The organism is Gilliamella sp. Gris1-4, assembly GCF_001690335.1.
Classification (GTDB): domain Bacteria; phylum Pseudomonadota; class Gammaproteobacteria; order Enterobacterales; family Orbaceae; genus Gilliamella; species Gilliamella apicola_P.
The window spans coordinates 1-12506 of the sequence record NZ_LZHA01000069.1; the positions used below are offsets into that span (position 1 = coordinate 1).

Annotated in this window: 11 protein-coding genes and 1 tRNA gene; 9 read left to right on the top strand and 3 right to left on the bottom strand. The window is 34.2% G+C overall.

The window, feature by feature from the left end:
• Both A9G31_RS11860 and A9G31_RS08515 read left to right on the top strand, forming a co-directional pair.
• On the top strand, positions 1 to 189 hold a 189-nt coding region (locus A9G31_RS11860), incomplete at its 5' end, for a hypothetical protein (RefSeq protein ID WP_176700379.1).
• 574 nt (positions 190 to 763) lie between these two features.
• Positions 764 to 840, top strand: a tRNA-Met gene (locus tag A9G31_RS08515).
• An 81-nt stretch (positions 841 to 921) separates the two neighbouring features.
• On the opposite strand, the gene metF is transcribed toward A9G31_RS08515, so the two are convergent.
• The 3 genes from metF to A9G31_RS08530 form a co-directional block, all read right to left on the bottom strand.
• Entirely contained in the window at positions 922 to 1797 is an 876-nt protein-coding gene (metF, locus tag A9G31_RS08520; RefSeq protein ID WP_065561300.1) for a methylenetetrahydrofolate reductase [NAD(P)H], read from the bottom strand.
• A 133-nt stretch (positions 1798 to 1930) separates the two neighbouring features.
• Positions 1931 to 4204, bottom strand: coding sequence for a 5-methyltetrahydropteroyltriglutamate--homocysteine S-methyltransferase (gene metE, locus A9G31_RS08525; protein ID WP_065561278.1), 2274 nt, complete (start codon positions 4202 to 4204; stop codon positions 1931 to 1933).
• A 173-nt stretch (positions 4205 to 4377) separates the two neighbouring features.
• The gene (locus A9G31_RS08530) at positions 4378 to 4929 is read right to left on the bottom strand and encodes a YagU family protein (RefSeq protein WP_065561279.1); all 552 of its coding nucleotides are present in this window, start codon (positions 4927 to 4929) and stop codon (positions 4378 to 4380) included.
• Between the two features lie 335 nt (positions 4930 to 5264).
• Between A9G31_RS08530 and A9G31_RS12250 the strand changes: the two genes are divergently transcribed.
• The 7 genes from A9G31_RS12250 (at position 5265) to slmA (ending at position 12498) form a co-directional block, all read left to right on the top strand.
• Positions 5265 to 5402 carry an AAA family ATPase gene (locus A9G31_RS12250; protein WP_218056427.1) on the top strand — a complete coding sequence of 46 codons (138 nt, stop codon included), beginning with the start codon at positions 5265 to 5267 and terminating at the stop codon, positions 5400 to 5402.
• Between the two features lie 137 nt (positions 5403 to 5539).
• A complete protein-coding gene (locus A9G31_RS08535; protein WP_335339936.1) occupies positions 5540 to 6961 on the top strand; it encodes an ATP-dependent nuclease in 1422 nt (473 codons plus the stop codon).
• Entirely contained in the window at positions 6955 to 8322 is a 1368-nt protein-coding gene (locus A9G31_RS08540; RefSeq protein ID WP_065561280.1) for a UvrD-helicase domain-containing protein, read from the top strand. Before A9G31_RS08535 ends, A9G31_RS08540 begins: the two co-directional genes overlap by 7 nt.
• A gap of 204 nt (positions 8323 to 8526) precedes the next feature.
• Entirely contained in the window at positions 8527 to 10188 is a 1662-nt protein-coding gene (gene recN, locus A9G31_RS08545; RefSeq protein WP_065561281.1) for a DNA repair protein RecN, read from the top strand.
• A gap of 51 nt (positions 10189 to 10239) precedes the next feature.
• Positions 10240 to 11466, top strand: coding sequence for a bifunctional phosphopantothenoylcysteine decarboxylase/phosphopantothenate--cysteine ligase CoaBC (gene coaBC, locus A9G31_RS08550; protein ID WP_065561282.1), 1227 nt, complete (start codon positions 10240 to 10242; stop codon positions 11464 to 11466).
• Positions 11450 to 11908 carry a dUTP diphosphatase gene (dut, locus tag A9G31_RS08555; RefSeq protein WP_034909576.1) on the top strand — a complete coding sequence of 153 codons (459 nt, stop codon included), beginning with the start codon at positions 11450 to 11452 and terminating at the stop codon, positions 11906 to 11908. The genes coaBC and dut overlap by 17 nt, the downstream gene beginning before the upstream one ends.
• A complete protein-coding gene (gene slmA / locus A9G31_RS08560) occupies positions 11905 to 12498 on the top strand; it encodes a nucleoid occlusion factor SlmA (protein ID WP_034909580.1) in 594 nt (197 codons plus the stop codon). The genes dut and slmA overlap by 4 nt, the downstream gene beginning before the upstream one ends.
• The last annotated feature ends 8 nt before the right edge of the window (positions 12499 to 12506 follow it).

Consider the following 12506-nt stretch of genomic DNA (forward strand, 5'->3'; position numbering starts at 1 on the left):
CACTTGGATATCGACGATAATTTTGCCGAAAATATGGCCGAAGATGTTATCGAAGAATCCGCCGACGGCATCGCCAGTAAAGACCCCGATGACGGCGTCGATTCCGCTACGCGAAATGACTTCGATGATGAAAATAACTGTGGCGCCCTATTTTGGCCACCTTGCGAATCAATAAGATTTAGGGCATAGGTTTGGCAGGCCAGATGCCAGATGCCAGATGCCAACCATGGTAATGCATTTTTATTTCCTTGTCAAGTAATTTCTTGTTTTTTCTGAACTTTTATATCCGTTCACTTAATTAATGAGCGATTCCTTGCCTGTATAAGCTTAAAAATTATAACTTGGTGATAAATAATCCGCCACTTTTTTTGTTAATTTATTGTAAAGAATTGTTAGCGGTGAGTGTGGGGGGGAGTGGCGTTTTTTACGGGTGGAGGTAGCGGTTGGGTGGTTTTTGGGACTGGTGGAGTAGGTGCTTTTTAAAGGCCTAAAATCTCTCCGGTATAGTATTGATTTTGTTGAAGTTTTTTGTTTTTGGTTAAAATCATATCGTTATAAGATTATAGCTATTTTTAGCACGATTAAATTTGAGGTGTTTTGGGCTTTTGTGAAAGAGTATAATCCTTGTTAAAAACTTTCACATAAATTTGTGTTTATGTAAGAAAATAATCTAGATCCCCTCAAGAATGTTTAAAAATGTGGCGTTTAAGCTAAATAGGTATTGCTTTATTATTTTATTGCTATAATATAGCCACTTCTTTGACGCGGGGTGGAGCAGCTTGGTAGCTCGTCGGGCTCATAACCCGAAGGTCGTTGGTTCAAATCCAGCCCCCGCAACCAATTTTAGCTAGTCCGTAACAACTCCATAGTACTCCAAACATCACACTTTATCTTTATACCATTACTATTTTTATACCGCCGCTATTGCGATTTTGGTACCGCTAGCAATGTTGATACTGCTTCGCTAATGCGTCTTGCTATGTAGCTATTGTTCATGGTGTATAAGTGAATGCCATCGACATCTTGCGAAACTAAATCAACAATCTGATCAATTGCATAAGCAATACCGGCATCACGAAATGCTTCTGGATGGTGTTCGTATTTTTCCATCATTTGTTTGAATTTTTTAGGTAAATTCACCCCACACATTGATACCATACGCTCAATTTGGTTTTTATTGGTCACTGGCATGATGCCTGCTTCTATTGGAACATTAATGCCAATATCGCGAGCTTTATCTAAAAATGTATAAAAATAGTCATTATCAAAAAATAGCTGTGAAATAAGTTGATCGGTACCTGCATTGACCTTTTCTTTTAAATGGATCAGATCTTGTTTTAGTGTTGCTGCTTCAAGATGTCCTTCTGGGTAACATGCACCAATCACGTTAAAATCACCGTTTTCTTTAATGAATGTCACCAGTTCGCTGGCAAAGCGAAAGTCATCTTTAGGTTGCACATTCGGGCTAATGTCACCACGCAAAGCGAGCACATTATCAATTCCTGCACATTTAAGATCGTGTAGGATTTTTTGCATTTCAGCTTTATCAAAATTGATCCCCGGCAAGTGAGCGACGCTTTCAATGCCATAAGTGTGTTTGACTGAGTGGGCAATATCAATGGTGGTTTGACCATTTAAGCTACCACCTGCACCATAAGTGACACTGATAAAATCAGGTTTAAAATAACCAAGTTCACGCAATGTACTATAAATTGTTTCTAGAGGTGAGGTTTTTTTAGGGGGAAAAACCTCAAAGGAGAATACGGTTTTTTTATTAAATAGTAGATTTGTTTTCATTTGTTTCATCCATTGGTTATGTCACTCATTTCCTTTATTGACACTTCCGCCGCCCAAATAGGCGGCGGAAACGTAAGGCTAAACAAAGCCTGATTTGTTAATAAAAAACTCAACGACTTTGTAAAAATAGTACTTAATTCAGTGTTTTTCTTACTTCTAAAGTGGCTTGTACTAAATGTTGTAAGCTTTCAACCACTTCTTTTTCGCCACGAGTTTTTAAACCGCAATCTGGGTTGATCCACAATTTTTGGTTATCAATCTTCGCTAGTAACTTTTCAATCGTTGCTTTGATTTCGGCTACTGGTGGTACACGTGGTGAATGGATGTCATAAACCCCTGGTCCCACTTCAGTTTTGAAGTTGTTTGCATTAAGTACGTCAATCAACTGCAAATTAGAGCGAGAAGCCTCGAACGAAATAACATCAGCGTCCATTGCATCAATATCTTTAATAATGTCAGCAAATTCGCTATAACACATATGAGTATGAATTTGCGTATCTGCTTGCACTTTGCTATGTACCAATCTAAACGCAGGGATCGCCCAATCAAGGTATTCACTGTTCCAATCGGCTTTACGTAGTGGTAATTTTTCTTTTAATGCTGCTTCGTCAATTTGAATGATCTTAATACCCGCTGCTTCAAGATCTAATACTTCATCACCAATTGCTAATGCTATTTGGAATACCGATTCTTTTTGAGAAATATCTTCTCGTGGGAACGACCAATTTAGAATAGTCACAGGTCCTGTTAACATACCTTTAACTGGTTTGTCTGTCAGGCTTTGTGCATATTTTGAATATGCAACAGTAATCGGTTTTGAGCGTGAAATATCACCCCAAACAATTGGTGGCTTAACGCAACGAGTACCATAAGATTGCACCCATGCTTTTTCAGTAAACACAAAGCCATTTAAGCTTTCGCCAAAATATTCGACCATGTCATTACGTTCAAATTCACCATGAACTAACACATCAATGCCTATTTCTTCTTGTAATTTAATACATTGCGCAATTTTTTGTTGATTAAACTCAGTATATTCGTTCAGGCAAATTTCACCTTTTTTGAATTTAGCACGATTTAAACGTACATCAGGCGTTTGTGGGAATGATCCAATAGTGGTTGTTGGTAATAGTGGCAAATTAAAGGCCTTTTTCTGTGCTGCTTCACGCACTGAAAATTCAGGTAAACGAGTAAAGTCCGAATCTTTTAATGCGGCCACTTTTTGGCGTACAGCTTGATTTGAGCCTTCACGCTCACGAGTAAATAATGTTTGGTTAGCTTTATAAGCGGCATTATTTTCAGGATTTGCATCCTTAAATAATTGACCAAGTTCAGCAAGTTCTTGTAGCTTTTCTTGTGCAAAAGCAAAATAAGCACGTTGTTGAATAGTTAATTTGGTCTCATTTTGCAATGTATAAGGAACATGCAGTAATGAACAAGAAGTATTGATTACAATATTTGCGGCTTTTTGTTTGATTTTACCAAGTAATGCTAAGGTTTTTTGGTAATTGTTTTTCCAGATATTTTTTCCATTTACCACACCAGCAAATAAGACTTTATCGGCAGGGAAACCATTGTTTTCAAGTAAAGCTAATGACTGTTTACCTTCAACAAAATCAAGCCCAATCCCATCAAAAGGTAAAGCGACAAGCTCTTTATAACAATCACGTACATCACCAAAATAGGTTTGTAGAACAATTTTGGTGTTACCTTTAACTGATAAAATCGCTTGATAAAGTTCGGTAAATAAGGCGATATCGTCTTTATTTAGATCGGTCACTAAAATTGGCTCATCAATTTGGATCCACTCAGCACCAAGCGTTGTGAATTTTTGGATGATTTCTTGATAAGCTTTAATAATATCGGCTTTAAAATCACCAAGCTGTTTTTTACCTAAATACTGCGCTAATTTAAAAAAAGTTAACGGCCCAACCACAACCGGTTTGGTTTGCACACCTAGCGCTTTCGCTTCTTGATATTCGTCAAAAGGTTTAGTGCCTGTTAACTTAATTTGTACTGAATCTTCAATTTCAGGTACTAAATAGTGGTAATTGGTGTTAAACCATTTTTTCATAGCGAGTGCTCGCACATCGCCTTTTTCACCCTGATAACCACGTGCCATCGCAAAATAACGGTCAAGTTCAGGTAAACCTAAATCTTGGTAACGTTTTGGAATAACATTAAGTAAACACGCTGTATCTAACACCGCATCATAGAATGAAAAATCATTAGATGAAATAAAGGCAATTTTTTGAGCAGCTTGTTGTTTTAAATGCTCAGCTCGTAGCGCTTTAGCTTCGCTTAATAATTCGGCTTGTGTTTTATTACCTTTAAAATAGGCTTCTGTTGCAAATTTAAGTTCACGAAGCTTACCAACTCGAGGATATCCAATAACAGCAGTATTCATTTTTATTTCCTTTTTATCGACTTTCTTTAGTGATAAAGAAGATAACAAAAAAAACAGATATTGAATAATTCTAGTTTTTTATTGGTTAATATAGTTTTTAACTATAACTAATAAAATAAAAAATCCCACTATAGTTAAATAGTAGGATTTAGTATTAAGTGATTTAGCTTAAATTATTGACGCCACTCGCCACGAATAGGTCTTGAAAAATGAGCAAGAACGGCAATCATACAAATTTCAATTGAAACGCCCCAATAGATATGACCCAAAATTTCGCTCCAAAGTTCATAGCCATTTAAATTCCATAACCAACCAACAGTACCTTCGGCATCATAAGCAGGATGACGAAAGCCAAGTAATGGAATTAAAAAACCATGCATAGAGATAGTAATAATCGTGCCATAAACAGCGCCATACCATAGTCGGATTTTGTTGCAATAATATGCACCAGCCACATAAACAAAGGCGAAAGCAAAACTGAATAACCAGTGATAAAGCGTTACCGCACCAGAAACAGTTGCTGTTTGATAAATATAATCAAGTGAATGAGAATCAATCCCTAACCAACCAAGCCATGCATCAATATGTGCAGCTGGAGGCGAAATTTCACCCGGGACACGAGGAGGCATATTAACCTCGGATCCCCACTTAACTAAAGCACTAATAAAACCACCAATGATTGTTGTCCAAATAATGACTTGACGATTTGTTTTATTTCCAAACATACTGGGTTTTCCATAATTATAATAATAGGTGTATAAATTATACTCCTGTGTAATTTGGGATAAAAGAAGAATAAGTGGGGTTGGTGGTAATTATATAAGTTTAGTTAAATGGTGTGGGATTATGGATGTGTTTTACAATATGATAGGTTTATTTTTCCACTAGTAACATAAGGATTTGTTTGGTTATTGAGCTGTTATTGTAAATAAGCGAAGTGAAAATGATTGTTGAAGGTAAATAACTCCAGTTGATATCTTTGTAAATTAACAATTTTTATCATACCATTATTATAATATACTTACACAGATACTAAACACGGTAAGGGTATTCATAAAATATGTACATCAAAAAAGTAAAAATTAATAATTATAGGAATTTTAGAAATTTTGAAGCTATTTTACAAAAATTAACTGTTGTTGTTGGTGAAAACTGTACAGGTAAATCAAATTTTTTTCTGCTTTATCCTTACCCTTAGCAAGCAACAGCATTGCCTACAATCAGAAAAAACTGAATGTATCTGATATTAATAGAGAAAGTATAAAAGAGTTTTACCGTTCAATAATAAATAGAGAACCTGAAGAGGAACAACTCAATAAGATACCAAAAGTTACAATAACGCTCCAGTTTGTAGAACCAGAAAATAGCTATGAGAAAGCTATTTTATTTAATTGGTTAATAAAAGATGAGGATGAGGATTGTTTTAAAATTCGATATGATTTTAAACCCAAAGATAATAAAGAATTCTTAAATACTGTACGTTCTTTATTAAAAGATTCAAAAATAGAAGATATAAACTGTTTTACTCTACCTATAGAATTTTATGATTATCAAATAGTGTCAGTAAATAATGAAAAGCTAATCAGTTTTAATGAACTAAAAAATATTAAAATTAATCATATTAATGCCGAACGTGATAATTTCTCAGATAGTAGCACAATGAAATCCAATAGCATACTCACGAGATTACTAATTAACAATTTAAATGAAACAGAAAAAAATATAATTAATCAAGCTTATATAAGTTTTTTTTCTGAGATTGAGAGAACTAAAACATTTGAAAAAATTATTCAAATAAATGAAGAATTCGAAAATATTACAGACCATCTAAAACAATTGGAGTGTATTCCAAACCTTCCTAATTTAAAAAATATTTTATCTAATATAACATTGAGATATGGGGAAGAGTTTCTTTATCAAAGAGGTTTAGGACAGAGAAATTTAATCTATATTTTCATTCTATTTGCTTATTATAAGATAAATAAATCTACTTTCAATTTATGTTGTATTGAAGAGCCTGAAGCGCATTTAAGTATTAACAACCTAAAACTTGTTACTGATTTTATCCATAAAAGTGTCAATAATAGTAACTCTTTATTACAAACAATCATATCCACGCATAGTCCTACTGTGATTAATAAATTAAAACTATCAAACGTCCTTGTTTTGACTGGTGAAAAAGCTATTAATTTATCTAATACATCTCAAGAATTATTAAACTATCTTAGAAAACGCCCTAATTTCGATATTCTTAAATTGCTTTTTGCTAATAAAGTTATTTTAGTTGAGGGAACTACTGAGGAAATGCTAATAAATGCATTTTTAACTAGAAATTGTTCGAAGCTAAATAACATAGAAGTCATTTCGATTAATCAAAAGGGTTTTAAAACATTTTTAGATGTATGGTTAATTCTTAATAAAGAAAATAATAAGAAAAAAATTGGGATTATAAGAGATTTTGATGATCAACATAATGCAAAAAATGAGCATCAACAATATGATATCAAAAATGAAAATATCACAGTAAGAACAACAACAAAATATACACTTGAAGATGATTTTGTTGCTACAAATGATAATCTTAAGAGTTTAAATAAACTATTTAAAAAAAATTTTAATCAGGAAGAAATGTCAAAGCACCTTAAATCAGATAAAGCTGAAGGTATGCTCCTAATTTGTGATGCTTTACTTAAAAACGAAATAGAATTAAGCCTGCCTAATCATATTGACGAAGTGATAAGGAAAATATTATGTTAGAAATTCAAATAGCTGGAGCTGGAGCAGGTAAAACACACGAGTTAGCGCAAACAATAATTAAACACATTAATACTATAAATGACCATAAGGTAATTTTTGCGTTAACCTATACCAACTCAGCAACAGAAAAAATCTATTACGAGATATTAAAATCATTAGGATATATTCCGAACAATGTAGTGATCGAAACAGTCCATAGTTTTTTACTTAATAAAATTATTTATCCATTTTCATTTTATATTTTAGGGGATAAATATAATAATTGTTCAACAATCGCACTTAAGGATGAAAAAAATAGTTATAAAGGACAAAAAATCAAAAGACTAAAATTAAAAAATATTATTCATTCTGAAAAAATATACAATATTTCTAAACAAATCATTGACGAAAATAATAGAAAACATAGTAACAAAGAAAAGAAAGCGAAGGTCAGGTTCATACTTGATCTATTACAAGCAAAAATTGCAAAGATTTTTATTGATGAAGTACAAGACCTTGATAGTGACGGACTAGAAACGTTTAATATTATAGCTAAAAAATGTTCTGATGTGTATATGATAGGAGATCCTAAACAAGCAATTAAGTATAGCAATGCTTTAATTGATTTTATTAGGAAAGTTGAATCTGAAACCTATGTAATATTGCATCCTATAAATAATGTAACTCGGCGAGTTCCATCAGAAATATTAGCTATTTCTAATCGTTTTTGTTATCCCAATCAAAAACAAAACTCAATAAATCAAAATAAAGGAATTTTGAAATATTTAGAATCAACACATCCACAATTTATCAAGATCATTCATGAATATATTAAAAAGCATATAGTTTGTATTGATAAAAAACAGGGTAGATACTCAACTAGTAAGCATATAAAAGTAACATTTCCTGATTTTATTGAAGAAAAAATTAAAGCTTGTCCCTCTAAATTAGACAAAAACTTATTAGTAAAAGCAGCTCATATTGATTTTCTCGAAGAAATACAACAATCAAATATAGAAAAAGCTATTCAAGATTTACAAGCAAAATATTCCTTTCGTCTGAAAGAAGCTGAATATGCAGAATTTTCTTCTCAATTTAGCAAAAATCCTAAAAACATATTTAATATATCTAGTATAGATTCTATAAAAGGACTAGATTCGGATTCATGTGTCATTATCCTTTCTCTAAATATCTATAATTATTTAATACAAAATAATTTGCCACAAAAAAATAAATTCAATAAGGTGTGGAAGCAAGTTTATGTAGCCTTAACTCGAGCTAAACAAGAACTCATAATTGTTATTGATCATGAATTATTAGAAAAAGAAAACATCGATGCAATGAAAATTGAACTTGAAAAATTAGGTTTTGTACCCTATTAACATTCTTAGCTAAAACTGTGTGTAAATTTTTCTTTTGGTGTTACAACCAATCCTTATTGTCAATATTGATATGGCAAAATCACTTTATACCTATATATATCCTCGCCCCCTCCCAAAAAACAAAAAAACCAACCCTGTATTTATTTACAGTATTTTTACTGCTATACTGCCAATATGATAACTAGCCTTATGTATTAATTTATTATGATAACTCAACTAACTATTAATAATTTTGCTATTGTGGATCAGCTTCTTGTTGACTTTACTACGGGGATGACCGCTATTACGGGTGAAACGGGCGCGGGGAAGTCGATTGCTATTGATGCATTGGGATTATGTTTAGGTAATCGTTCTGATGCTTCATCTATTCGACATGGCGCTGATCGTGTTGATATTTCTGCAAGTTTTGTGCTTGATGATACGCCAGCGGCTTTTGATTGGCTAAGCGAAAACCAACTTGATGAGGGCAATGAGTGCATTTTGCGACGAGTAATTAATCAAGATGGGCGTTCTAAAGCATTTATTAATGGTCGAGCTGTTCCTATTTCGCAATTAAAAGATTTGGGGCAAATGTTGATTCAAATTCATGGGCAACATGAGCATCAACGCCTGTTACGCAGTGATTATCAGCAGTTGTTGTTAAATCATTATATGAATGAACCAACACTACTTGCTCAAATGCATCAAGCCTATAAGAAATGGAAAGAAGCAACACGGGCTTACCAGCAATACGAAACAACAAGGCAAGAGCGTGATGCACATATGCAACTTTTGCAATATCAATTAAAAGAACTTAATGAATTTTCGCCCATTGAAGGGGAGTTTCAACAAATTGATGAAGAGTACAAACGGTTATCTAATAGCGAACAGTTAATTAATCTAAGCCAGCAATCTGTCATGTTGTTAGACGAGGCAGACGACTATAACGTCAGTAATTTACTAAGCAGTGTGAAAAATAGTGTTCAAGAACTAACCTCGCTCGATCCAGCGTTAAATAATGTTTATAACATGTTGGAAGAGGCATCTATTCAAATTAAAGAAGCAAGTGATGAGCTTCGTCATTATAGTGAACGTTTAGAACTCGATCCTGCTCGAGTCATGCAACTAGAACAGCGGTTATCTAAACAGATTGCTTTGGCGCGTAAACATCATGTCTTGCCCGAAGAATTGCCAGATTTACATCAAACTTTGTTAGCTGAATTTAAACAAATTAATCAGCAAGATGAACAAAGTGAACAACTTAAAAATGATATTACTAAATACCATCAAATCGCCGTTGAAATTGCTACAAAATTGCATCAAAAAAGGTTAACGATAAGCAAAACATTAGCTAAAAAAGTCACCACTATTATGCATGAATTATCTATGCCTAATGGACAATTTAGTATCGATATTGCTTTTGATGAAAATCGATTAAATGAAGACGGTGCCGATCAGGTAACATTTTTAGTCAGCACCAATGCAGGACAAAGCGCACAACCGCTTGCAAAAGTGGCTTCAGGCGGTGAGTTGTCGCGTATTGCTTTGGCAATTCAGGTGTTAACTGCTCAAAAAATGGATACGCCAGCTTTAATATTTGATGAAATTGATGTTGGTATCAGTGGACCAACAGCGGCTAAAGTCGGCCAGTTATTAAGGCAACTTGGTGAATCAACGCAAGTGATCACAGTAACTCACTTGCCACAAGTTGCAGGGCAAGCAAATCAGCACTATTTTGTTAGTAAACAAACCAACGGCAAGCAGACATCAACCGATATGCAAAAGCTAGATAATACGGGCCGTTTAAACGAACTTGCTCGGTTATTAGGCGGCGATAAAATTACAGACGCAACATTAGCCAATGCGAAAGAGCTACTTATTATCTAACTTAATTGTGGTAATATAACGCTTTCATTTTGGTAGGAAGGAAGCTGGCTTATGAGTCTAACAGGTAAACGTATCTTATTAGGAATTACTGGCGGCATTGCTGCTTATAAATGCCCTGATCTGGTTCGTCATTTAAAAAAATGTGGCGCACAAGTGCGTGTTGTTTTGACTGATTCTGCTAGCCATTTTGTCACTAAAATGACGCTTCAAGCTGTTTCTGGCAATCAGGTTTCTAGCGATCTCTTTGATCCATCGGCCGAGCTTTCTATGAGTCATATTGAACTTGCCAAATGGGCTGATTTAGTATTAATTGCGCCTGCAACCGCCAATATTATTGCTAAAATGGCAAATGGTATTGCCGATGATTTGTTATCAACAATTTGTTTAGCAACATCTTCGCCAATTGCCATTGCTCCGGCGATGAATCAACAAATGTATAAAGCCGCCGCAACTCAACATAATTTATCTGTATTAGCGTCAAGAAATACCTTAATTTTAGGTCCAGATAGTGGTTTTCAAGCCTGCGGTGATGTTGGACCAGGACGTATGCTTGAGCCGCTCACTATTGTTGAAGAAATAACCCACTATTTTAAATCAACCTCAGTGCTTTCAGATATATCAATTACCATTACGGCAGGACCAACAATCGAAGAAATCGATCCAGTTCGTTATATTAGTAATTACAGTTCAGGAAAAATGGGATTTGCAATTGCAAACGCCGCTGCTCAAATGGGTGCCAATGTCACATTAATTAGTGGACCGGTTCATTTACATACGCCGAGTAATGTCAACCGAATTGACGTTAAAAGCGCTAAACAGATGTACGATGAAGCAATGAATCACGCTAAAAAATCAAATATTTTTATTTCTTGTGCCGCTGTTGCCGACTATCATGCTAAAACAATTGCGACACAAAAAATTAAAAAAACGGGCGATAACGATGAACTTGTGATTGAATTAGTTAAAAATCCCGATATTGTAGCAAGTGTCGCAGCGCTAAAAACACATCGCCCTTTTGTGGTAGGATTTTCCGCTGAAACTAACGATGTTAAAGCTTATGCACTAAAAAAATTAACCGCAAAAAACTTAGATTTAATTTGTGCTAATGATGTTTCTGATAAAACCATTGGCTTTAATTCCGATCAAAATGCATTAACACTGTATTGGCAAAATGGTGAGCAAACGTTACCATTAAGCAGTAAAAACCAATTAGCAACACAGTTACTTCAAACTGTTATAACACGATATAAAGCGAGTCATGATGAAAAGAAAAATTGATATAAAAGTATTAGACAAACGTTTAGGTAACGAATTTCCTCTACCTACTTATGCAACTGAAGGATCTGCAGGCATTGATTTAAGAGCAATGTTTGATAAAACAACCGAAATAAAACCAGGAGAAACTATCCTAACGCCGACTGGTTTATCAATGCATATTGCTGATCCTAGTTTAGCAGCATTAGTGTTACCGCGTTCAGGGCTTGGTTCAAAAAATGGTATTGTACTTGGTAATTTGGTGGGTTTGATTGATTCGGATTATCAAGGTCAATTATTTGTGCCTGTTTGGAATCGAAGCCAAACTCCTTTTGTGATTGAAGCCGGCGATCGAATTGCTCAACTAATCATTGTTCCGGTTGTACAAGCCGAATTTAACATTGTTGATGAATTTGTTGAATCAGCACGAGGCGAAGGTGGTTTTGGACATTCGGGTAAAAAATGATCGTGAGTAGCAAAAATAGAAATCGCAAAGAAGATATCTTACAAGCATTGGCAAAAATGCTTGAATCTAATGAAGGTACTCAAAGAATAACTACGGCTAAATTAGCTGCAACAGTAGGTGTTTCTGAAGCAGCTTTATATCGACATTTTCCAAGTAAAACAAAAATGTTTGAAAGTTTAATTGTCTATATTGAAGATATCTTGTTATCCCGTATAAATGTGATCATGCATGAAGAGCCAAATACATTTACTCGGTTACAACTTATTCTTGCTTTGATATTAGGGTTTTCTGAAAAGAACCCAGGATTAACCAGAATTATGACTGGGCACGCATTAATGTTTGAGCAAGATCAGTTACAAGAACGTATTAGCCAGCTATTTGAACGAATTGAAACTCAAATTAAACAAGTTTTACGCGAGCGAAAAATTCGTGAAGGTGTTGCCTTCATAACTGATGAACGTATTTTATCTAGCCAATTATTAGCTTTTTGCGAGGGAATGATGGCACGTTATTCTCGTTCAGGTTTTAAATATCTACCAACAACTAATTTTGATACACGTTGGTCTTTATTAATCAAACAACTTGTTTAGCCAATTGC

Excerpts from the sequence above, each read along its gene's own strand:
- metF (WP_065561300.1), bottom strand. The coding sequence starts at position 1,797 with ATGAAAACAAATCTACTATTTAATAAAAAAACCGTATTCTCCTTTGAG.
- metE (WP_065561278.1), bottom strand. The coding sequence starts at position 4,204 with ATGAATACTGCTGTTATTGGATATCCTCGAGTTGGTAAGCTTCGTGAA.
- A9G31_RS08530 (WP_065561279.1), bottom strand. The coding sequence starts at position 4,929 with ATGTTTGGAAATAAAACAAATCGTCAAGTCATTATTTGGACAACAATC.
- A9G31_RS12250 (WP_218056427.1), top strand. The coding sequence starts at position 5,265 with ATGTACATCAAAAAAGTAAAAATTAATAATTATAGGAATTTTAGAAAT.
- A9G31_RS08540 (WP_065561280.1), top strand. The coding sequence starts at position 6,955 with ATGTTAGAAATTCAAATAGCTGGAGCTGGAGCAGGTAAAACACACGAG.
- recN (WP_065561281.1), top strand. The coding sequence starts at position 8,527 with ATGATAACTCAACTAACTATTAATAATTTTGCTATTGTGGATCAGCTT.
- coaBC (WP_065561282.1), top strand. The coding sequence starts at position 10,240 with ATGAGTCTAACAGGTAAACGTATCTTATTAGGAATTACTGGCGGCATT.
- dut (WP_034909576.1), top strand. The coding sequence starts at position 11,450 with ATGAAAAGAAAAATTGATATAAAAGTATTAGACAAACGTTTAGGTAAC.
- slmA (WP_034909580.1), top strand. The coding sequence starts at position 11,905 with ATGATCGTGAGTAGCAAAAATAGAAATCGCAAAGAAGATATCTTACAA.